The sequence below is a fragment of the uncultured Jannaschia sp. genome, from assembly GCF_947494055.1.
In the GTDB taxonomy this organism is placed as follows: domain Bacteria; phylum Pseudomonadota; class Alphaproteobacteria; order Rhodobacterales; family Rhodobacteraceae; genus Jannaschia.
Window position 1 is genome coordinate 119,902 of record NZ_CANLTR010000004.1, and the last position, 20,244, is coordinate 140,145.

20 protein-coding genes and 1 tRNA gene are annotated in these 20,244 nt (G+C 64.0%); 17 read left to right on the plus strand and 4 right to left on the minus strand.

The annotated features are described in order from the left end of the window. The first annotated feature begins 1 nt into the window (after position 1). From Q1A87_RS05675 to Q1A87_RS05750, 16 genes are all read left to right on the plus strand, one after another. Positions 2-445, plus strand: a complete 444-nt coding sequence (locus tag Q1A87_RS05675) for a phage tail tube protein (RefSeq protein ID WP_299648011.1) — start codon at positions 2-4, stop codon at positions 443-445. Then, entirely contained in the window at positions 445-987 is a 543-nt protein-coding gene (locus tag Q1A87_RS05680; protein ID WP_299648014.1) for a gene transfer agent family protein, read from the plus strand. Before Q1A87_RS05675 ends, Q1A87_RS05680 begins: the two co-directional genes overlap by 1 nt. Next, entirely contained in the window at positions 980-3,697 is a 2,718-nt protein-coding gene (locus Q1A87_RS05685) for a hypothetical protein (protein WP_299648017.1), read from the plus strand. Before Q1A87_RS05680 ends, Q1A87_RS05685 begins: the two co-directional genes overlap by 8 nt. Next, complete coding sequence (locus Q1A87_RS05690) at positions 3,697-4,311, plus strand: hypothetical protein (protein ID WP_299648020.1); 615 nt, start codon at positions 3,697-3,699, stop codon at positions 4,309-4,311. Before Q1A87_RS05685 ends, Q1A87_RS05690 begins: the two co-directional genes overlap by 1 nt. After that, positions 4,308-4,934 (plus strand): hypothetical protein, encoded by a 627-nt coding sequence (locus Q1A87_RS05695; protein WP_299648024.1) that lies wholly within the window; start codon positions 4,308-4,310, stop codon positions 4,932-4,934. Before Q1A87_RS05690 ends, Q1A87_RS05695 begins: the two co-directional genes overlap by 4 nt. Further along, positions 4,931-5,350, plus strand: coding sequence for a GNAT family N-acetyltransferase (locus tag Q1A87_RS05700; protein WP_299648027.1), 420 nt, complete (start codon positions 4,931-4,933; stop codon positions 5,348-5,350). The genes Q1A87_RS05695 and Q1A87_RS05700 overlap by 4 nt, the downstream gene beginning before the upstream one ends. Further along, positions 5,350-8,916 (plus strand): phage tail protein, encoded by a 3,567-nt coding sequence (locus Q1A87_RS05705; protein WP_299648030.1) that lies wholly within the window; start codon positions 5,350-5,352, stop codon positions 8,914-8,916. The genes Q1A87_RS05700 and Q1A87_RS05705 overlap by 1 nt, the downstream gene beginning before the upstream one ends. Positions 8,917-8,984: 68 nt before the next feature. Beyond that, the gene (locus tag Q1A87_RS05710; RefSeq protein WP_299648033.1) at positions 8,985-9,479 is read left to right on the plus strand and encodes a hypothetical protein; all 495 of its coding nucleotides are present in this window, start codon (positions 8,985-8,987) and stop codon (positions 9,477-9,479) included. Between the two features lie 10 nt (positions 9,480-9,489). Beyond that, positions 9,490-10,143: a hypothetical protein gene (locus Q1A87_RS05715; RefSeq protein ID WP_299648036.1), complete on the plus strand. Its 654-nt coding sequence runs from the start codon at positions 9,490-9,492 to the stop codon at positions 10,141-10,143. Next, positions 10,143-10,781, plus strand: a complete 639-nt coding sequence (locus Q1A87_RS05720) for a hypothetical protein (protein ID WP_299648039.1) — start codon at positions 10,143-10,145, stop codon at positions 10,779-10,781. The genes Q1A87_RS05715 and Q1A87_RS05720 overlap by 1 nt, the downstream gene beginning before the upstream one ends. A gap of 4 nt (positions 10,782-10,785) precedes the next feature. Beyond that, a complete protein-coding gene (locus Q1A87_RS05725; RefSeq protein ID WP_299648042.1) occupies positions 10,786-12,696 on the plus strand; it encodes a hypothetical protein in 1,911 nt (636 codons plus the stop codon). Between the two features lie 3 nt (positions 12,697-12,699). Continuing rightward, complete coding sequence (locus Q1A87_RS05730) at positions 12,700-14,715, plus strand: hypothetical protein (protein ID WP_299648045.1); 2,016 nt, start codon at positions 12,700-12,702, stop codon at positions 14,713-14,715. Between the two features lie 94 nt (positions 14,716-14,809). Continuing rightward, positions 14,810-15,388, plus strand: a complete 579-nt coding sequence (locus Q1A87_RS05735) for an N-acetylmuramoyl-L-alanine amidase (RefSeq protein ID WP_299648048.1) — start codon at positions 14,810-14,812, stop codon at positions 15,386-15,388. A gap of 1 nt (position 15,389) precedes the next feature. Continuing rightward, positions 15,390-15,632 carry a hypothetical protein gene (locus tag Q1A87_RS05740; RefSeq protein ID WP_299648051.1) on the plus strand — a complete coding sequence of 81 codons (243 nt, stop codon included), beginning with the start codon at positions 15,390-15,392 and terminating at the stop codon, positions 15,630-15,632. Positions 15,633-15,749: 117 nt separating this feature from the next. Next, positions 15,750-15,992, plus strand: a complete 243-nt coding sequence (locus tag Q1A87_RS05745) for a hypothetical protein (RefSeq protein WP_299648054.1) — start codon at positions 15,750-15,752, stop codon at positions 15,990-15,992. A 2-nt stretch (positions 15,993-15,994) separates the two neighbouring features. Then, the gene (locus tag Q1A87_RS05750; RefSeq protein ID WP_299648057.1) at positions 15,995-16,732 is read left to right on the plus strand and encodes a hypothetical protein; all 738 of its coding nucleotides are present in this window, start codon (positions 15,995-15,997) and stop codon (positions 16,730-16,732) included. A gap of 324 nt (positions 16,733-17,056) precedes the next feature. Here Q1A87_RS05750 and Q1A87_RS05755 read toward each other — a convergent pair whose 3' ends face one another. Further along, a complete protein-coding gene (locus tag Q1A87_RS05755) occupies positions 17,057-17,344 on the minus strand; it encodes a hypothetical protein (protein WP_299648060.1) in 288 nt (95 codons plus the stop codon). Positions 17,345-17,506: 162 nt separating this feature from the next. On the opposite strand from Q1A87_RS05755, the gene Q1A87_RS05760 reads away from it, so the two are divergent. After that, a complete protein-coding gene (locus tag Q1A87_RS05760; RefSeq protein ID WP_299648063.1) occupies positions 17,507-17,863 on the plus strand; it encodes a hypothetical protein in 357 nt (118 codons plus the stop codon). 625 nt (positions 17,864-18,488) lie between these two features. Here the strand turns inward: Q1A87_RS05760 and Q1A87_RS05765 are convergent. The 3 genes from Q1A87_RS05765 to Q1A87_RS05775 form a co-directional block, all read right to left on the minus strand. Next, a complete protein-coding gene (locus Q1A87_RS05765; RefSeq protein WP_299648066.1) occupies positions 18,489-19,289 on the minus strand; it encodes a hypothetical protein in 801 nt (266 codons plus the stop codon). Positions 19,290-19,454: 165 nt separating this feature from the next. Continuing rightward, positions 19,455-19,544 (minus strand) — tRNA-Ser (locus Q1A87_RS05770). Between the two features lie 67 nt (positions 19,545-19,611). After that, the gene (locus tag Q1A87_RS05775) at positions 19,612-20,172 is read right to left on the minus strand and encodes a L,D-transpeptidase (RefSeq protein ID WP_299648069.1); all 561 of its coding nucleotides are present in this window, start codon (positions 20,170-20,172) and stop codon (positions 19,612-19,614) included. Between the last annotated feature and the right edge of the window lie 72 nt (positions 20,173-20,244).

Here is a 20,244-nt window from a genome sequence, read left to right on the forward strand (position 1 = left end):
GATGGCAAGCCCCAAGACGACGAACCGTTTCCTCATCAAGCTCGGGAATGGTGCAAGCCCCGAGGTCTTCGCGTTCCCCTGCGGCGCCAATGCCCGTTCGGTCAGCCTGACCAATAACACGGGCGAGGACACCCTGCTCGATTGCGACGATCCCCTCGATTCGCCGGCCGTCATCCACCGGTTCCTGGAAAGCCAGGACACCACGATGTCGATGGAGGGTCGGGTCGCCAAGAACTCTTTCGCGGTCTGGCGGGAATGGGCCGACAGCGGCGAGGAGAAGAAGGTGCAGATCGAGCTCGACGAGCCCGGCAATGCGGGCGGCGGCTACTGGACCGTGTCGTGCTTCCTGACCGGACTCGAGCTCGGCGCCCAGGGCAAGGCGTCGACCACGTTCTCGGCCAACATCGTCGGCAACGGCCGGCGCGTCTGGACAGACGCCGCCTGATGGCCGACCTCGAGCGCGATTGGGCCGGGCGGGAGCGCGTTTTCCGCCTGACCTTCGGCGACGTCCTCGACCTCGAGGAGGCGTGCGACAGCACGCTCGGCTCGATCTTCGATCGGTTGAGCCAGGGCGGGTTCGGGGCGAAGGACATCGTGCACACGATCCGGCTCGCGCTGATCGGTGGTGGCATGGACCAGCTCGACGCGAAGCGCCTGGTGATCGAGCGGTTCGAGCTCGGTGGCGCGCTCGCCATGGCCTCGCTTGCTGTCGACGTGCTGATCTCGATCATGGACGGCGTCGAGGTGACGGAGACCCCGCCCGAGGGCGTGACGAAGGCCCGGTTCCGGTTCTCCGAGGTCTCGCAAGTATGCCGCGAGTTCAGCATGTCGCCGCAGGATCTGCGCGCGCTGCGCTACGCCGACTTCTGCAACCTCGTGCGCGGGTTCAACGCGGGGGCGAAGGGCGACAAGGTCGAGCCGCCGTCGGAGGAAGAGTTCGAGGCGATGCTGGCGCGCGACGCGGCACGGGGCGTCGGCGATGAGTGATGTCGACCGCGGCCTCGTCCTGCGCCTCTCGGCCGACATCAAGAAGCTCGAGACGGCGATGAAGAAGGCGCAGGCCATCACCGCCAGCGCGTCGAAGGACATGGAGCGGCGCACGGCGGCCACGCATCAGAAGATGGCGCGGACGGCCGAGGAATCCGGGCAGGCGATCGGCCAGGAGATGGACCGGCTGCGCGCGAAATACGATCCGGTCTTCGCGGCCTCGAAGCGCTATGAGGCCGCGCTCGAGGATCTGAACCGGGCGCAGAAGATCGGCGCGATCGACGCGGCGACGCATGCGCAGGCGCTCGACCGGCTGAACGCGGAATACGCGGAGGCGGCGGGCCCGATCCGCGCGACGGGCGCGGCCCTGCAGCAGACCAGCGGGGCCATGGTGCAGGCCAATACCGCGAGCCAGGCGGCCGGCGGCGGCATGCTGCGCTTCTTCAACGTGTCGAGTGCCGGGCGCTTCGTGCTTCAGAACACCGCGTCGCAGCTCGGCGACATCGCCGTTCAGCTGGAGGGCGGGACGGACAAGTCGCGCGTCGCCGCACAGCAGCTTCCGCAGCTCCTCGGAGGCTTCGGTGCCCTCGGTGGCGTCCTGGGCCTTGTGGCGCCGCTCCTCGGCACCGTGGCGGCCGTGGGAATTCCGCTCGGCGCTATGTTCCTGGCCGTGGGTGGCGACAGCGCGGAGGCGGCCGAAGAAGTTCAGACCTTCGCGGAGAAGCTGAACGCGGCGGAGGCGGCGCTCGGCCGGGCGGAGGCCGCTATGGAGTTGGCGAGCGCCGGAGGTCTCGAGGACCTTCAGGCGCGCTACGGCGAGGTGACGCGCTCCGTCGTCGAGCTGGCCGATGCGCTGGCTGACATCGAGAAGCGCGCGGCCACGTTCGAAATCGGCCAGGTCCTGGGCGATGCGACGATCTCGAACTTCGCGAAGACGTTCGCGGATGCCCTGGGCGGGGTCGCCGCCGTCGCCATTGAGGCGGACACGGAACAGCTCGACGCAGCCGTCGAGCAAGTGCGTGAGCTTGCGACCGAGATCACGAACCTGCGCGCGCTCAACCAACCCGTCCCCCCTGCACTGACGGAAAACTTCGAGCGGGCTCGCGAGGAGCTGGCGGTGCTGCGTGGCGAGTTTGAAGCTGCCGGGACCATGGCCGACGAGCTCGCGCCCAACGTCGAGACGATCGAGCGCGTCAGAGACCTTGCCCGGGCCTACGACGAGGCGCTTGCCGAAGGGCGGTTTCGTGATGTCGCGGATGCGCTCGCGAGCATGCGCGACCTAATTGCCCAGACCGGTGTCGAGGTCGAGCAAGGCCTTCTCGACAAGATGGTGCAGGCGGAGGATGCCGCCCGCCAGACCGCCGCCCGCCTGTCCGATGCGGAGACGAACGCGTCCGGTGTTGCCGACGCGGCAAGCGGTGTCCCGGGTCTCGTGAATGACGCCGCCAACGCGGCCGATCGGCTGGCCTCGAACCTCGGCGCCGCGATGGCCGCGCTACGCGGCGTGATGGCGGGTATGCAATCCGCGAACCGCGTGGCGGCGAACCGGATCGCCGCGGAGCGGGCCACGGTTGGCAAGCCGGTCGAGCGCGCCGGCGCACTGGCGCGGGTCGACGCGAACGAAGATAGTGGGGCTGCGGCCTACGCGGCCATCCGTGGGGGCAAGCCGAATGCGGTCCGCGAGGTTGCCGACTTCGTCGACGGTGCGGCTCAGGGCGCGCGGGACATCGCTGCCGCACAAGCGGAACTCGACGCAGCCGAAAAGGCCTTCCGCGATGCGGCCAAGCCCGCCGGGGGAAGTGGTAGCTCAGGCGGTTCTGGCGGGTCCGCAAAGGACGAGCCATCGATCTTCGAGGCGGCGGATCAGGAGATTGCGGCAATCCGCGATCGGATCGCCACGCTCGACATGAGCGCCGCGGCTTCGGCGCGCTACGAGACGCAGCAACGCCTGCTCAATGCCGCACGCGAGGCCGGCATCTCGCTCGACGCCCGCGATGCGCAGACCGGGCAGACCGTCCGGGAGACGATTGAGGCCAAGGCGGATGCCGTCGGCCGGCTGACGGAAGAATTCGAGCGCGGCCAGCTCGGACTCGATTCCTACCGCCGCGGTCTCGACACGATTGCCGAGGGGATCGGCCAGGTTATCGTCGATGGACAGAGCATGGGCGAAGTCTTCGGCAACGTCCTGAAGCAAATGGCAGCGGACCTCGCGAACAGCGGCATACGTCGCGGCTTGGAAGCCCTCGTACCGTCGAGCGGCGGAGGCTTTCTGAGCAGCCTGCTCGGGGCCGTCATGGGCGGAGCGGGCGGCGGCGGTGCGGCAGCGGCCGCCAATGCCGCGTCGGGGTCTGGCGGGCTCTACGCCGACGGCGCTGCGTTCCGGTCCGGCCGGGTCGTGCCCTTCGCCAAGGGCGGCGCCTTCACCAACTCGGTCGTCTCGCGTCCGACGGTCGCGCCGCAAGCGCTTTTCGGCGAGGCCGGTCCGGAAGCGATCATGCCGCTCACGCGCGGGCCGGGCGGCAAGCTCGGGGTGCACGCCTCGGGCGGGGGCAAGGTCGCCGTCGATGTCCGCCTCGGCATCCCGGAGGGCGTCACGGTCGAAACCGTCCGCCGCGAGGTCGGCAACGCGATCGTCACGGTCGGGCCGGGCATGGTGATGAAGACGCTCCGCGGCACCGGCAACCGCGGCGCGAGCCGCAAGGTCGTCTGATGCCCGAGACACTGACGACCGGTATCCGATGGTCCGAGGCCGCGTTCCGCCCGATCTGGCGGCAGGAACACTTCCGCTCGAACGCCATCGTCCAGGCGCGGGACCTCGGCCCCATGCTCTGGCGCGCAAGCTATCGCACCTTTCCCGATCGCCTTCACGTCGCGGAGGACTTCGAGGCGACGATGCAGGCGTTGCGCGGGTCCCTCGGCACGTTCTACGGCCACACCGCGCGCCGTTGCCGGCCCCTGCACTTCAGCGGCGGCGGCCTGCCCGGTCTCGTGGTGCATTCGATCCGCTCGGATCGCCGCGCGCTCCGCATCAACAACCTGCCGGCGGGGCTGGACCTGGCACGGGGGGACTTCCTCTCGATCACGAACGACCAGGGCGGACGCGAGCTGCTGCGCTTGACGACGGCCGGCAGCGTGAGCTCCACCGGTCTGTCCTCGTGGGTCGACGTGGTCCCGAATATCCGCGTCTCGGTCAAAGTGGGACAGGAAGTCCGGATGGTGAACCCGGTCGCCGAGCTGCGCCTCGACCCGGATACGCTCGATCTCGTCGAGAAGGCCCCCGGCGCCTGGTGCGTGGTCTTCTCGGCGACGCAGGTGGTCCGATGAGGGAATTGAGCGCTGCCACGCAACGGCGGCTCGAAGCCGGCGAACTCGTCGCGCGCGACTTCGTCTGGATCGGCGCACGTCGACGCACGACGGGGGCGCGCGCCGAGCGCGGCTGGTGGAACGACGTCGGCACGATCGACGCGCAGATCATTGACGAGACGAACACGGTCCGGACCCGGACCTTCGTCGGGCAGGGCGACCTCGGTCAGATCGGGGCCGTGCCGCTCGTCTCCGGGTTCGTGGCGCAGGAGGTGACGGTTCGCCTGAGCATGGTGTCGGTCGCCGTCGAGGAGGCCGTACGCGAGTGGGATGTGCGCCGGGCGCCGATCCTGATCTGCCGTGGTTTCCTCGATCCGAACAGTCACCTGATGCCCGAGCCCGCGGTGCGGCGGTTCTTCGGCTTCGTCGACAACGCCGAGATCGACACGCCCGCCGAAGGACAGGACGGCGCCGTCAGCCTGCACTGCGCCAGCCTGAGCCAGGAGCTCCTGCGGTCGAGCACAGCCAAGCGGTCCGACGCGGATCAGCGTCGGCGGGCTTCGGGCGATCGTTTCTATCAGCACACCGCCGTCGTCGGCGACTGGGAAGTCGAGTGGGGTTCGGAGGACAATTTCACAGCATGATCCGTGAGGCGACGATAGCAGACTGGCCCGAGGTGGACCGGATGGCGCGTGCGTTCCAGGCAGCGGGCGGAGCGTGGGTGGATTACAGCCCCGACGTGTTCCGCGCGACGTTCCACGGCATCCTGTCGTCGGACCAGGGTCTCGCCATCATGCCGGAGGGCGGCGGGGGCATCCTGCTCGCGATGGTCGCGCCGTCCCCGTTCGGCCGCCAGCTCGCGGCGCAGGAGATCATGTTCTGGGTCGACCCTGACGTGCGCAGCTTCGGCTTGTGGTCGCGCATGATGGCCGCTTACGAAGCCTGGGCGCACGGCAAAGGCGCATGGCCGATCGGCATGACGGTTCTGGACGAGCGCACGGGCACGCTCGCCCGGCGGCGCGGGTATGAGCCCGCCGAGATGGTCTACCGGCTCGTCTGATGGCCTTCTTTAGCGCGATCGCCGCCGCCGCCGGTGCGGTCTTCACGGCTGCGACCACGACGGCCATCGGGAAGATCCTGACGGGGGTCGCGATCAATGCGCTGGCCTCCGCGCTGTTCGCGCCGTCGGCGCCTGGCCGGGTCAGCAATCCGATCCTCGACAAGGGCCAGCTCGGGATTGTCGCCCGGTCCTTTATCGTCGGGACGTATGCGACCAAGGGCTCGATCGTCTACCGCAACAGCTATGGCACCGGCTCCGACGATCCGACCGAGAAGTTCGTCGTCGTCTATGCGCTTTCCGACCTGCCGGTGCGTGGCCTCTCGCGCATGTGGATCAACGGGCAGGAGTGCTCGCTTCAGAATGGCACGCCCGGCCCGCGCGGGTGGGTGATTCCGGAGTTCAACTACGACGACAAGGCCAAGGCTTACTACAACTTCTACGACGGTACGCAGACCGTTGCGAATCCGGAACTGGTCAACAACGTCAGCAGCGACGAGCGGCCTTGGACAAGCGCGCATGTCGGCCGGGGCATCGCCTACGCGATCCTGACCCTCGACCACGATCCCCGTGTCTGGACGACGGGACGTCCGGACGTCCTCTTCGAGGTCCAGGGCTACCGCTTCCGCGATCCGTCCACGGGTGCGATGGGGACCGGGGACCAGACGCCGGCTGCACAGATGCACGGCATCCTGTCGGGCATCGAATATGCCGGGGAATGGTTCTACGGGCCGCAGAAGCCCGCCGTCCTCCCGACGGCGAACTGGGCGAAGGCGGTCGAGGACTGCCGCCGGAAGGTGCCCGGCGCGGATCAGTGGACGACTGCGGAGCGAAACCGGGCCTTCCGCGATGGCACGGTTCCGTCCCGCTACGCGTCCGGAATGGAGATCAGCGTGGACCGGCCGGTCTCGGAGGTCTGCCAGGACCTCGCGACGGCCTGCAACGGGCGCTTCGTCGAGGTCGCGGGGGCGTGGAAGTTCCAGGTTGGTGATCCGCCCCCCGTGTCCGCGGCGAACTTCACCTTCTCGGATGACGACATCTCTACGCTCGACGCGCAGACGTTTTCGCCGTTCCTGCCGCTCGCCGAGACCGTCAATCACTTCACCGGGACCTACCCGGACCCCGAGCAGCAGTACAACATGCAGGAGGCGCCCGCGCTCCGGGTGGCGGCCTACGAGCAGGAGGACGGTGACCGTCGGCTGACCTCCAACGTCCAGTTCAACGCGGTCACGGCCAAGGAACAGGTCCAGCGCCTGATGAAGTCGGCGCTCGCCGAGGCGCGCCGGGCGCGGCGCCACACGATCACGCTCGGGTCGAAGTTCTTCGGAGTCGAGCCGGGCGATTACGGCGCCTGGGACAGCAGCCGCAACGGCTACATCAAGAAACTGTTCCGGGTCGACGGCATCCGCGACGAGCCGAACGGCAGCGTCACGCTGGATCTGACCGAGGTCGATCCGTCGGACTACGATTTCGACGGCCCCGACTTTCAGGTCGTCTCGTCGGGCAGCATCGTGAAGCCTGCGGAGCCGACCTACGTCGTCCCGAACTGGTCGGTGCAGGGCGTCGAGGTGAACGACGGCAGCGGCGCGCGAAGGGTCGCCGCAGAATTCACCTGGAACGCCGGCAAGCGCGGCGAAGCGGTCGAGTACCAGATATATGCGGGCAGCGGGACGAACCTAGTCACCGATGGCCGGTTCGACAGCTACGATCTCGGCCGGGGCCGGACGGGCGACGGGATCGCCCCGAACGGCAGCTACGAGGCTCGGGTCCGTCGGATCAAGAAGCGGGGCCGCACGCCCTGGTCGCAGCGCAAGGCCTTCACCGCGCCGGACGTGCGGCTGAGCGAGAAGGACCTGCAGGAAAAGATTCAGAAGGACCTGGCCGCGGCCGAGAAGGCGGCGGACGAGCTCGACGCGATCGCGGAGGAAAAGGGGACACGCCTCCTCGATTACCTTGCACAGATCGAGGCCGGTACGGTCGATGAGACCGCGGTGTATGAGTACATCGACGAGCAGACGCAGGCGGCGAAGGCGGGCGCGCAGGCTTACACCGACAAGCAGACCGTTTCGCTGGCCGACGATCTCGGCTCGATCGCAGCGACGATCTCCACGCTCGAGGCCGCGTTCATCCCGAACCTGGGCTTCGAGGACGTCAAGGGCCGCGATGCGGGAGAGCCGACGGGATGGCGGCTCGTGACGGCCGTCGGCGGCGAGCTGGTCGTCCGGCATCACACCGACAAGCTCGCGCCAGAAACGAAGGGCAAGTATTCCTTCGGAAGCCAGACATCCGATGCGGGCCCGTGGTGGTATCTGTCGAAGGTCTTCCGCTTCACCCGCGGGCAGAACATCCGCGTGCTGGCGCAGGGGTGGGTGAGCACCGCCGGAACGCCGAACGCGTCGCCGGATGGCGGCTTCGTGGGGGAAGACGATTTCTTCATCCACTTCATCCAGCGAGACGAGAACGGGGATATCCTCGACGAGTCCACCACCATATCGGGCGTCTACACGACGTTTCAGAACGAGGGCGTCCTCCGCGGTGGCTGGCACAAGCGGGACAGCTCGCGGACCGGGGTCAACCGCGTCGCCTACATCGAGGTCCGTCTTGTCGCGGCAGACGGGAATGCGACGAACGTCGGCAACAAGCAGGTCTACGGCTCGTTCTCGGGCAATGCTGCCGTCCTCTTCGACGACATCGAGATGGAGAGCGACAACGGCACGCTGATCGAGGTCGATCCGCATGACCTGACGCGCGCGGTGTCCACCTCGGCCAGATTGCAAAACATCGAGCACCTGGACGTGACTGCGGACGATGCGTTCGGACGCTTCTTCACGCGCCTCGGCGTGCAGGCGGGCGGGAACAATGCCGGCGTGATCGCCGACGGCATGGCCTATGCCAGCAAGCAAGGGGCGAAGTCGAAGTACGTCCTGACCACCACGGCAGGCAGTGCCCAGAGCACGTTTCGTCTCCTCGCAGCCGACAACCTCGACGGCAATCCGATCTCGCAGATCGCCTTCGGCGCCGATTACTACGTCTTCAAGGGCGGCCTTGCGCTGTTCGATGGCGGCGGACTGCAATCGGCCGGGTTCTCCTCGGGCAGAGCGGGCGACGGCTTTCGCATTAACACTAATGGCGCAGAGTTCGGAACGCTTGCACTTCGCGAGAACTCGATCACGTTCGGCAACTCGGCCGACACCGAAAACGGCTTCGACCTCGTGTCCGTCAGCGGCGACGGCAGCGCGACGTCGCATTTCCAGGCCCAGTACCTGAATTGCCTACTGTCCCCACCCAAAGGCAACATTCCGTACGACCTGTATTTCTTCGTGACGGCCGTCGGTGACGGAATGGAGATGAATGTCTCGCTTGATGGCAACGCGAACTGCATCGCGCTTCGTCGCCACCTGACGCCCATCGCGGAAATCTCGGGGTCGGATGCGCAACAGGGCACGATAATCGGGAAGTATGCCGATCTGACGGGCGACCACCGCATCCGGCTCTGGGTTCGGAAGGGGTCGGGATCGAGCCCGTCGATCTCGCGGGCGTCCATGATACTGCTGGGCATTGCACGATGACGGTGGATTATACCGTCTGCGCGGCCGACGGGCATGTGCTGCGGACAGGCAGCGCTTCGACGGGGGAGATGGCTGAGAGGATGCCCGAGGGCGACGAGTTCGTCATCCTTGGACATGCACCGGCCGGGACGCGGTGGTCGGGAGACGCCTGGGTCGACGACGACGCGGTTAACATGGCCTTCGAGCGAAGCCGAGCACGCAGACGCGTCGACATCGCGATCGGGCAGTTCCGGCGCCGCCACATCACCGTCATCGACGGTCAGGAGGGCGGATACCTGTCGAAGGAAGCGGAGGCCAAGGCTTACGTCGCGATGGACCCCGAGCCCGCGGACCTTGCGGACTTCCCGCTCCTGGCCGCCGAGCTCGGCCGCGCGACGCCTACGGCGCCCACGCCGTATCAGCTTGCGCAACTCTGGCTGAACATGGCGGCGATCTGGCGGCCTTTGTTCGGCGCGACCGAGGCGCTCCGCCTGGATGCCAATGACGCCATCCAGGCGGCTGCCACAAAGGCTGAAATCGATATCGGCCTTGCCAACCTGACGGCGCAACTCGACGCTCTCTGACGAGGAAATCATGCCACTGGAGTTCATTTACGACTTCACCAACGCGGTGAAGCCGGGCGGAAGGCCTGTCTCTCTCGTGATCGATCCGCCGCGGGACAGCGATTTCGATATCGTCTGCAACGGTGTCCCGGCCGATGCCACCTTGTGGCTCGCCGTCTCCGTTACTGCCGGCGGGAACCCGATCTATGACAAGCTCGGAACCGCCAATCGTATCCGCGTGCTTGCCGACGATATCGGCGAGGAGATCGACGAGAACGCGCAGTACCGCTGCAACATCACGATCGAGGATCCTGATGGGTTCTCCATCCGCGACGTCAGCAACAAGTTTCTGGGAACGGGGACGCTCCAGCAGACCGAGTCCATCCGGCCCTCGATCGAGAACTTCAATACAGCGCTGCTGTCCGACGCGACGCTGCCGATCCAGCTCCTTACGCGGTCGCAATACGACGCCCTTACCTCGTACGAGCAGGGCCGCCCGTACCTGATCTACGATCTCGACGCCGATCCACCCTTCTTGCGCGACGGCACGCTGCCGATCGTCGCCGTCTACATGGGCACGACCGTCCGCTACGCGAACGGCGTCAGCTACCCTCCCGACCCCGCGCAGCCTGGCGGCGGCGGCCTCGGCGACGGTCCCGCCATCGATCCGGGGAGCGAGTGGTAATGGCGATCTACAAGAAGGTTCTGGCCGCGCCCACCGGGCCGGTGGCGGACGGCGAGGAGGATCTGTTCCTTGTCTCCCTCGACGGCGACGTGGCGACGTTTCATATGCCCCGCGCGGATGGGTCCGGGTATGTGCCCATCGTCAGCCCCGACCGCATCGACGCGCAAGTGGATGCCAAGATCGCGGGCTTGCCCGTGCAGATCGCCCAGACTGCGGAGGCCGCCGCAGCTGATGCCGTCGCAGGCCTGTCGATCCCCACAGAGGCGGACATCGACGCGCGGGTGTCGGCGGCAGTCAATGGCATCGCTATCCCTTCGAGCGACGACATCGATGCGCGTGTCGCCGCAGGAATCGGCGGGCTCACGATCCCGACCACCGCAGACATCCAGACTGTCTCCAAGGCGACCGCAGCCGCCGAGATTGCCCGCGTCGCTCTACCGACCGCAGCTAGCGTCGAGGCCGCCGTCACCAAGGGTCTGACCGATCGCGACCTTCTGACGGCGGCGCAGGTCGAAGAACGCGCCGCGCGCATCGCCGAATCTCGCCGCCCCTGGGCGCTGTGGGGCTCGATCATCACCTCTTACCCCCGGCTTCCGCGCTTCACCGTGACGGGCAGCACCTTCAACATCTTGGAGTAGTAGAATGGCGAAGATCGCATCTTTCAGCCGCCCGGATAACATGACCGGGAACAAGGGCTACGAGCTATACGAACTCGACGCGGATAACCCAAACCTCGCGCTCCATCGCGAGAATGGCCGCTATGAGGGGTGGCTTGCCGTCCAAATGCCGGCAATCATCGAGGTCACGGGCGCTGCGCCGCAGATCACCACGGCGCTGCCACTCGACCTCGCCGGCTATACGCTGACAGCCGGCCAGACGGTCGGGGAAAGTCAGGTCTACCAGGATCTAGGAAAGCCCGAGAACTTCAATCCGGGCGCGGGTCTGATCGTCGGGCAGGTCCGGAGGATCCACGGTGCTGTGGGTAATTCGACCACCGTCCTAACCGAAGGCATGCAGGTTTATGTGGAGGTAACCATTACCACCGATGGCGACCCACAACGGGTCAAAGCGTTCGAGTTCGGCCCAGTGTCGGTGCAGGCCGCCGTGGAGGCAATTCCGCCGAACGGGCTTACGCTGTCGAAGACGACCATTCCCGAGACCGCCCCGACCGGCACGACGATCGTCGCCGCGGCCAACCGGGCGACGACCTACGAGATGACCATCACGCCGTCGGAATATTGGGCTGTCTCTGGCAACACAGCCACCTTGATTTTTCCGGTCAACCGGGAGGCCGTCGTCTACTTCGACGTCACGGTCAAGGCGACCGCGAACGATGGGTCCTCGACCACCTTCCCGCCTCGCCGCGTGGATGTCGGCAACGTCCCGGACGCGACCTGGACGGTGACCAAGCGTCCGACGCTGCCCGAGATCACCGACGGCATGACGGTCGCCGAAGTGCTGGCGCATCCCGACACGTCGCGCGGCACCTACACCTTCCCGCTCGGCCACGCGCTCGACGACGAAACCACGCTCGACATGGTGTCCGGCGGTGTCCCGTTGCCGCCCGCGACTGTCCTCGCGACAGGCGTCAAGGTCCAGCTTCGCGAGAAGGGCGTAACCGAGGACGAGACGCCATTTCAGGAACTTTCGGTCGAAACCACGGTGCAGGCATCCGCCGCGCCGCTGATCGTCACGAAAGACCCCGAGACAGATCAGATCGGCATCTCCGGCGTCACACGCGATACCCCGGACTTCGATATTGAATATACGTCCGAAACCTGGGTGCACCATAACGGCACGTACACACTCAAGCCGACGACGTGGAACGAAAAGCCGCAGATCCTGAAAGAAATGGAATACGTCGTCAGCGGTTCGACACTGACGGTCAAGGAGCCGCTGCTCGCTCACGACTACGACGTAACCGTCATTCCTGACATCTACGTGGATAACGTCAAGACCAACCTTTCGCAGTATCAGCAGGCGAACGGCGACTTCGTATTCGACCTATCCCCCTACGACTCCAAGCCATACACCGTCCAATTCGAGGCATTCGGGCAAAACTGTCAGGGCGCGGCAAAATCACATACCGGAGTACTGACGACGCCGGCTAATGTCGCGCCTGCGCCGGTTACCTTGGTTGACTTCACGACCTACGCCGCTCCCGGAGACTCTAAAGCATCAGGCAACGTCGTCGTAAAGAATGGCGAAGCGATTACGGTTTCCACGACCAGCAGCCAGATCACTCTGAAAAAAGCCGTCGATGCGGCCGCCTTTGCGAACCGAGTTCTTCGGTTTGAGTTTTCTGTCCCCACGCCCAACTCTCAAATTGCTGTTTTCCTAAAAGTGTACCATGCGGGCAATACCTTCGGAGAGACCATTGGCAGCGGGATAAACCGCACCACAGCTAGTGGGGGAATTGTGGAAGCACGCACGGTGGACTGCTCCGCTTTCACGGGGATCACGCATTTTGGTATCCAGTTTAATATTCCAAACTCTACCCAAGGGTCTGAGACCATTAACCACATTCGCGCCACCGACATCACAGGAGCCTAACCGATGGCATTTGCAACACTTGAAATGTTTTCTGCGGGCGTAATTGGCTCGCTGTCTCTCGTCGGCGGAACGGCGTTGACCGGCTATGCCACGGTCCCGCTTCCTGTTGTCGCGCAACCACCGGCAACGGGCGGCGGCGAAACGTCCGGCGGGGGTACACCGACAGGCACGAATGGCAACGTCAGCGCGGATATAACCATCGACCGGCAACCGACGAGTTTTGCGCCCGAAACGATCTACTTCAGCGCGGAGAACCTTCAGGGATGGAATACCGGCGCCGGAGGGACAAGCGGCTATGACGCCCGTTACTTCGACATCGACTATTTCTGGGACTTTGGAGATACCGGCGCGTCCTATAGCTCGCCGCAGAATGTGCTGACGCAGTGGCGCGACGCCAACAAGGGGTATGGTCCGAAGCCGGTTCACACCTACGAGACACCCGGCACCTATACGCCATCGGTGCTGATCGTTGAGCGATCCTCCGGTAAATACACGACGATCACCTTGGACCCAATCACGATTGGAAACGAAGACACGGTATTTTCCGGTGCGGACACGATTTTCGTCTCTTCGTCGCCCAGTCACGGCGATAGGCCCGCCGGGTCGCAGCACACGTTCGGCATTGGCGCAGCTTTGAATCTTGCGAGGGACCGGTCCGGTAGCTCGAAGAAAGCTCGCATCATGCTGGCCTATAACGAGACGCACTCTCTTGGCGGTCATAGTGGCATCAATTACAACCACCAAGAGCAGATTTTCATGTGCTCTTCCCGCAAAGGTCAGCGAGCCGTTCTCCAGCGCGTCGATGACGGTACCGGCTACAGAAACTCTTTCACTGTTATTAACGACTACAGGGGCCGTCAATTTATCATGCGCGACCTCGACGCGAGGGGTGGATGGAACTCAAAGACAGAAACGTGGGAGATTCCCGGGCTTAATTTTTTGGAACTACAGGCAGAAACCTACGCCACGCTCTCCAATGTTAAGATCAGCGGGTTCGAGATGTGCGTGAAGAACCGGGTTTACAGCGGGAACTCCGCAAAAGACGCAGCTTCACGGTTCACTCTTCATAATTGCTTTTTCACAAATCACGCCAGCTACGGGCTTTACAACGAATCCGGTTCGAGAATTGGCGTTCTGGGGTGCCGGATCACACAAGACGTAGACGCGCTGTCAGGTGGTAAGGAGACTGTCCCTCACACTCACAATAGCGACGGACCTATGCGGTTCCAAATGTTTATCGAGCATTCGGTCTACATCGACGGGTGTGATCTTTTCGTGAGGACCGGATGGTTTACGCAATCTGGGGCAACTGTTCCTGACGAACAGAACTGCATCCGAATGAATATGGCGCAAAGGGCCAATTCTTCTTATTTCATCTTCAGAACGTCGATGGAAGGCGGGTTCCAGTCGGCGGTCAACAGCCCGATGAACGGCAATATCGACCCGGTGCTAAGCCCGTACTTAGTTGATATGTGCGTTGTCGTTGGTTCCTATGGAACCCGGTCCTTCTTCGGCACTTCTTCGTCCGGGTGCACGATCAGAAACTCGCTGCTCATCACTCCGAACATCTCTGGCAATCGAAGGCATCACTTCTCGTCTGTTCTGGGTACGTCCATCAAATCGGGGAATAACGCCTTGTATGGGGCTCCGGTTCAATTCTACCAGAACACCGTTGTCACTTTGGATGGCGATTACCGAAACAAGCCGTTCGTCAACGTCGCAGAATCCGGCTTTGGCGATATAGTCGAGCGAGACAACGTAAGGCACGAACCGAACGCCTCGCCCGCTATCACATCGCAGGGTCCGTTCGTGACGTCTGCGCTGTGGACGCCTCGGCACAAAGGGCCGAAATTGGCGGGACAATCGTTCGACACGTCACTTGCCACACCGACGAACACGGTTGGCGCGTATATCCCGCAGGGCGGCGCAGGTAATGCTACCAACCCGCCACAGTACGAAGGCGGCACGGCGGTTCGCACCGATCCGACTCCGAAGGGCTGGCGCAACAACGCGGCCTGATCCCCCGCCGGGCGCTACGGTGCCCGGCATCCCCCATCACTCGCAAGCGCGACCTCGCCTTCACGGGCGGGGTCATTCCGCATGGGAGGACGCCATGTCCTATCTACCCGACGACAGGGTGACGACGATCGTCATCCACTACAGCGCGACGGCCATCGACGGGCGGCCGATCACCGCGGCCGAGATCGACAAATGGCACCGCCAGCGTGGGTTCGCCGAGATCGGCTACCATTACTTTATCCGGCGCGACGGCATGGCGGAGACGGGCCGCGACCTGTCGCAGCCTGGCCGCTTCGAGGTCGGCGCCCACGCCAAGGGCAACAACTCTTCGAGCATCGGCATCTGCTACGAAGGCGGTGTCGTCTCGGCCGACGTGAACAAGGGCTTCGACACCCGGACACCGGCACAGACAGCCGCCATGGTCCGGCTGATCCGCGAGCTGCAGGAACGGTTCGGACCCGTCGCCGTCGTGGGCCATCGGGACATGCCCTACGCCTCGACGCAATGCCCGGGCTTCGACGCCGGCGCTTGGTGGGCGGATGTGAACCGGCCGCCGATCGTCGCGCCGCCAGTGCGGCCCGACGTCGAGCTACCCCATCCGAAGCCCGGCATCGTCGCTGCGATCCTCGCCGCGCTCGCCGGGGCCTTCGCCATCTTCAAATGGAGCAAGTGACATGACCAAAGGACGCAAAGTCCCGCAGCCGACCGCCGCGCCGACGCGCAAGGTCAAATACTTCGCCGGAGTCGGTGGCGCGGTGGCGGTCGCCATGCCGCTGCTCGAGGTCTTCTGGCCGGGGGCAACTGAGTGCATCGAAGGCGCGCGCGTTGCCGTTCAGCCGCTTATCGCCATCGGCTCGGGCCTCTTCGCCGGCTACATGGTCCGCGAGCGCGACGATCCGCAAGCGGCAGGCACGTGAGCGACCTCGCCACGATCCTCGGCGTCGTTGCTGCGATCATCGCTGCCATCGGCGCGGCCTTCTGGGGCGGCAAGCGATCCGAACGGAAGGCTCACAAGCAACAGGAGAAACAGGACTATGACAACACATTCGACCGCGCGTCGGGGCCTGTCGCTGCTGACAATGGCAATACTACTGCCGCTCGTGACCGGCTGCTTCGCCGGGGGCAACGGTAGCGGCGCCGCACGGGGTCTCTGTGACGGGCTGGAACCCCGCGTCCGCGCCCATGCCGTGGCGCTGGCGACCGAAGGGTCAGACGACGTGGTGCTGACCGGCGACGCGCTCATCGAGAGCTTGGATCGGGCGTGCGGGAGGGGATAGCCATGACACAGATACGGACGGAAGACCTCTTTCGAGAGGGCGTGTCGAAGGGGTTCGTCGGATTCGTTGCCGGATCGGTCATGGCGGTCGCGTCCCTCGGGGGTGCAGCTGGTGTCTGGTCGTGGAACCGGTGGATCAACGACCAGACCGAAACCCTGATGCAGAAGATCGACGAGCGGATCGACGCGAAGATCCGGGATGCCAACCGTGAGCTTCGCGACGGCATAGAGGAAGGTCGGGATCGCCTCGAAGGCAAGATCGACCAGATCATTGCCAGCCAGAGCGTCGCGATCGAGCGCATCGACGCAATCGAGCGGCTGGCACAGCTTCCACGCGAGGTGGCACGACTCCGAGTCCCCGCAAGCGGGCCGCTGACCGATTGCACCGAGCGCGGGACGTGCATCATCCGGGCAACGATCGAGCGGACAACAGCCGGCGCGAGCTGCAGCGTCATCCCGGGCGAGACGGAGTTCTACTGGCTCGATCCCGAAAGCGGAAACAGGTTCGCGGCGATCCCGACGAACAAGCGGCCGGCCCGGAATATCGGCGACACCCCTCGTACGTTCGACTGGCAGGTCGAGGTCCCGGACCGGGTCGTTCCGCCAGGGTTCCTCGATTATTGCCTGGCGCCCGTCTACACGGATTGCCCGGGTCAGATCCCTGGAGCGAAGACGCCATACATGCCGCCGGAACCGATCTGCATCGAGAACATCCCGATAGGTCAGGCGACACGCCCTTAAGGTCCGATTGCCGAGAGTACATAGCCCCCGGCCGCGTGATGCGGCCGGGGGCTTTTTCGTTTCGGCCGCTCGATTTTGAACGAAGCGTCATGCAGCCGCCTCATGATTGCCAAGTCTCGGCTCCGTTATCCGGGCATCAGGTTGGCATGTTTCGCCTGCTCGATACCATGCGCGCCAGACGTGCTGCGATCCGCCGGAAGGCGGCCGAACTCGTCGCTGCGCATGGTCCAAGGGCGCTTCCCGAGGCGAAGCTGCGCGTGATCGATGCGTGCTTCAGCGGGAACGTCGAGCGGTTTCGCCAGGCAGAGCGCGTGCTCACGAGAGTCAGCCGTCTTGCCGCCCCGGCACCGGCGGCACCGGGTCTGCGAAGAGCCGTCCGCCCGGGCCCCCGTAGTCCCAGTTGCGATCCGTCCACCTGACCTGGTGCGCCTTGGCGATGCCGTCATGGCCGTCCGACCAGAGTAGCGTGCCATACTGGTTCGCCGGGTCGGCGAGGTACTCGCGCAAGCTGTGCGGGTGATCGCCTGGCCTACCGTCCAGGCGCCAGACGGCGAGAGCGTGACCTGCGACAGGGACACGGGTCAGCAGCTCGGACGGAATGGGACGGGACATTCGGACGCCTTAGGCGAGGCCCGCTCGCGACTCAACATTCACTCGCGGTCAAGTCGCCAGATATGGCGGATAGCAATCACGGGGCGAACCTTGGCAGTTTCGCGTGCGCGAAGATGCTGCTCGATATCGAGGACAGGGCGGCACTACTGAAGGAAGATTTCGATGCGAGAGATTTATGTTTTCGGTACTGACCGGGCCGGGCGGCATGATGACGGAAGCGCTATCCACGCCGCTGAGGCTTTCGGTGCGCAGCTCGGTGTCTCGGACGGTGCGACGGGAAACGCTTACGCGATCACCACGCGTGGACCGAACTCCGAGCAGGTCCCGTTTCGCGAGATCGATGCGGCTCTCTGCAGGCTCCTCGACTACGCCGTGAACATGCCGGACGCGCGATTCCTCCTGGAGCCTGTCGGCACGGGCGTGGCCGGTCACTTGAAGTCTGACGTCTGGGATGTCCTGAAGCGCGAAGGGCTTCCTAGAAACGTGATGCTTACGTCGACCTGGGTGACGGACTGGTAGGGCGTCATCGAGCTCGACCGCCCTCAACATTCACGGATCGTTCACGACTTGTCCGCGCGCACGCCTCAACGGAGGTCGCTGGCGGGACCCATCTTTTCGGCGGCTTGCAAATCCGTGCGCGTAGGGTTCTGACTCATCATACCGATCCTTTACAAAGGCGGCTCGAAGAGCCGACGGTGACACTGAAATGACGCTCTCTAACAACGACCTACGATTTCTGAGAAAGCTCGAAGATTCTGGAGCGGTTGGACCAGCTATTGAGACTATTCCTGGTAATCTTCCAGAAGATCGAGAAGCTTTCGATCGCTTAAAGCCTGCCGGCCTTGTTCGGGGCCAACTATTCTATGACTCGATGTGTGCTATTCTTACCGAGGAAGGGCGCCAAGCTGTCCGTGACGCACGACCTATCTCACGAATTAGGAGATGGACTGCCTCAAAATTAGATCAGTCAGTTACACACCTTCTTACTTTACTCGTCGGTGCTGGAGCAGGGTGGGCTGCCAAAACATTTTTCGGGTGATCCGTCGTTGCAGCGTTCGCTGGTTCAGCCCACAACGCAACAATGGTCGTTCTCACGTACAGTCCGATTACCGAACTGGACAAGCGAGGACCGATGGTGCTGCAGTCATTGGATAAGACGAGTGCATCGAGCCTCGATCACTTCCGCAAAACGTTTGGCGCGATCCGCGAATTCGCCCAGAAGCGTATCCGCGGCCATATCCCCAACGGGCGCGGATACGTCGAAAGCTACCTGAAGGCTGAGCTGGTAGTTGTCGTGCACTTTCGATCGTGGCGAGACCTTACAGAGAAATATCTCGTTCTTCACCATGTTCCAAGACGGTTCAGGGACGACGACCCACGGATCCAGCGACATGATGCTTGGAGGACGTGCTACGGCGGCATGCGTCAAGACCTTGAGCCCGACAGTATGCTTATCATTCGCAAGATGGGCGATCTGGCGAATTGTATCATTACCCCCGGTGTATCCATCACCAGTCGGATATGGCTCTTCCCGCCGTATGATTTCGTGAAATTCGGCAGGGATGATTTGCCGCTTATTGAGGCGCGCGGCGAGGTCGTTAGGAGTAGTACACCAAGGAAATCTGAGGTCTCCTCTCCTCGGAACTTTATGGATGGCGGTACACGCCGCGAAAAGGCTCTGGTCGAAGGAATTCCTTATGTTTTGGAGGGCCTCATTGGCCTTCCTTTCCAAAGCTCTAGGCAAGGCATAACAGAAGCGCAGCTTGTGAATCTGATCGAAGGTCTCCGGCTCCAGATCGATGATTCTCACATAGGGGTAACATGGGTGGAGGACCGGAGGACGGGTTTGCTCTTCGAAGAACTGTCGAAAGCCGGACTGGAACTCGTCGACTGCTTCCCGTGCCCAGCGGATGCTTTCCTTCGGACGATCGAATGCGCGTAGCATAATCAGCTCATCAGCAGCATGGGCATGCTTGGCATCGGATTAACTGTGCCGATATTGTGCCACAGGACGATGGTCGTTCATGCACCGTTCTGCTTGCAAGCTTCGAACAAGCTAACTCTACTATCCGTCCGCAATCCCAGATTTATTCATTAAAATAAGGCCTTGTGGCGGAGACGAAGGGATTCGAACCCTCGAGACGGTTTCCCGCCTACTCCCTTAGCAGGGGAGCGCCTTCGACCACTCGGCCACGTCTCCGTCGGCGGGTCTAGCAGGCGGTCGCGCGGGGGAACAAGGGCAAAAGCCCCTTCGCGCGACGATCGCCTCAGAGCAGTGTCTTCGGATGCAGGATCACGCGCGAGTCCAGCGGCACCCGGTTGTAGAGCTCGATCATCTGGTCGTTCACCAGGCGGGCGCAACCGTTGGAGACCGCGGTGCCGATCGTGCTAGGCGCATTGGTGCCGTGGATGCGCAGGAATGTGTCGCCGCGACCCGGCTCGAACAGGTAGAGCGCGCGGGCGCCGAGCGGGTTGTCGGGGCCGCCGGGCATCCCCTCCTCGAACTGCTTGTAGGAATCGGGATCGCGCTCGATCATCTCGCGGGTCGGCGTCCAGCTCGGCCATTCCTTCTTGGCGCCGACATAGAACTGTCCGGATTCGTAAAGACCCGGACGACCGATCCCGACCATGTAGCGCATCGCGCGGCCGCCCAGCATCGTCCAGTAGAGCATGAACGTGTCGGGCACGACATGCAGTTCGTTCGGGGGAACGTCGTCGCGAATACGCACCTCCACCGGCAGGAAGTCGGGGCGGATCGACTGGGCCACGGCCTGGCGACCGAACAGTGCGAGCGCGGCGCTCCCAGCAAGCAGGTGACGTCTTTGCATGAATGACTCCTTGGCAAACCTCGGCAGGCCCGTTCCCCTCGGGCCCGCGTCATTGAAAATGGGCATAGATGG

What these genes read in the sequence shown, in the direction of transcription:
- Q1A87_RS05710 (WP_299648033.1), top strand. Translation starts at nt 8,985, where the DNA reads ATGGCTGAGAGGATGCCCGAGGGCGACGAGTTCGTCATCCTTGGACAT.
- Q1A87_RS05680 (WP_299648014.1), top strand. Translation starts at nt 445, where the DNA reads ATGGCCGACCTCGAGCGCGATTGGGCCGGGCGGGAGCGCGTTTTCCGC.
- Q1A87_RS05740 (WP_299648051.1), top strand. Translation starts at nt 15,390, where the DNA reads ATGACCAAAGGACGCAAAGTCCCGCAGCCGACCGCCGCGCCGACGCGC.
- Q1A87_RS05730 (WP_299648045.1), top strand. Translation starts at nt 12,700, where the DNA reads ATGGCATTTGCAACACTTGAAATGTTTTCTGCGGGCGTAATTGGCTCG.
- Q1A87_RS05705 (WP_299648030.1), top strand. Translation starts at nt 5,350, where the DNA reads ATGGCCTTCTTTAGCGCGATCGCCGCCGCCGCCGGTGCGGTCTTCACG.
- Q1A87_RS05760 (WP_299648063.1), top strand. Translation starts at nt 17,507, where the DNA reads ATGCGAGAGATTTATGTTTTCGGTACTGACCGGGCCGGGCGGCATGAT.
- Q1A87_RS05750 (WP_299648057.1), top strand. Translation starts at nt 15,995, where the DNA reads ATGACACAGATACGGACGGAAGACCTCTTTCGAGAGGGCGTGTCGAAG.
- Q1A87_RS05735 (WP_299648048.1), top strand. Translation starts at nt 14,810, where the DNA reads ATGTCCTATCTACCCGACGACAGGGTGACGACGATCGTCATCCACTAC.
- Q1A87_RS05755 (WP_299648060.1), bottom strand. Translation starts at nt 17,344, where the DNA reads ATGTCCCGTCCCATTCCGTCCGAGCTGCTGACCCGTGTCCCTGTCGCA.
- Q1A87_RS05685 (WP_299648017.1), top strand. Translation starts at nt 980, where the DNA reads ATGAGTGATGTCGACCGCGGCCTCGTCCTGCGCCTCTCGGCCGACATC.
- Q1A87_RS05725 (WP_299648042.1), top strand. Translation starts at nt 10,786, where the DNA reads ATGGCGAAGATCGCATCTTTCAGCCGCCCGGATAACATGACCGGGAAC.
- Q1A87_RS05700 (WP_299648027.1), top strand. Translation starts at nt 4,931, where the DNA reads ATGATCCGTGAGGCGACGATAGCAGACTGGCCCGAGGTGGACCGGATG.
- Q1A87_RS05720 (WP_299648039.1), top strand. Translation starts at nt 10,143, where the DNA reads ATGGCGATCTACAAGAAGGTTCTGGCCGCGCCCACCGGGCCGGTGGCG.
- Q1A87_RS05675 (WP_299648011.1), top strand. Translation starts at nt 2, where the DNA reads ATGGCAAGCCCCAAGACGACGAACCGTTTCCTCATCAAGCTCGGGAAT.
- Q1A87_RS05765 (WP_299648066.1), bottom strand. Translation starts at nt 19,289, where the DNA reads ATGCTACGCGCATTCGATCGTCCGAAGGAAAGCATCCGCTGGGCACGG.
- Q1A87_RS05745 (WP_299648054.1), top strand. Translation starts at nt 15,750, where the DNA reads ATGACAACACATTCGACCGCGCGTCGGGGCCTGTCGCTGCTGACAATG.
- Q1A87_RS05715 (WP_299648036.1), top strand. Translation starts at nt 9,490, where the DNA reads ATGCCACTGGAGTTCATTTACGACTTCACCAACGCGGTGAAGCCGGGC.
- Q1A87_RS05695 (WP_299648024.1), top strand. Translation starts at nt 4,308, where the DNA reads ATGAGGGAATTGAGCGCTGCCACGCAACGGCGGCTCGAAGCCGGCGAA.
- Q1A87_RS05690 (WP_299648020.1), top strand. Translation starts at nt 3,697, where the DNA reads ATGCCCGAGACACTGACGACCGGTATCCGATGGTCCGAGGCCGCGTTC.
- Q1A87_RS05775 (WP_299648069.1), bottom strand. Translation starts at nt 20,172, where the DNA reads ATGCAAAGACGTCACCTGCTTGCTGGGAGCGCCGCGCTCGCACTGTTC.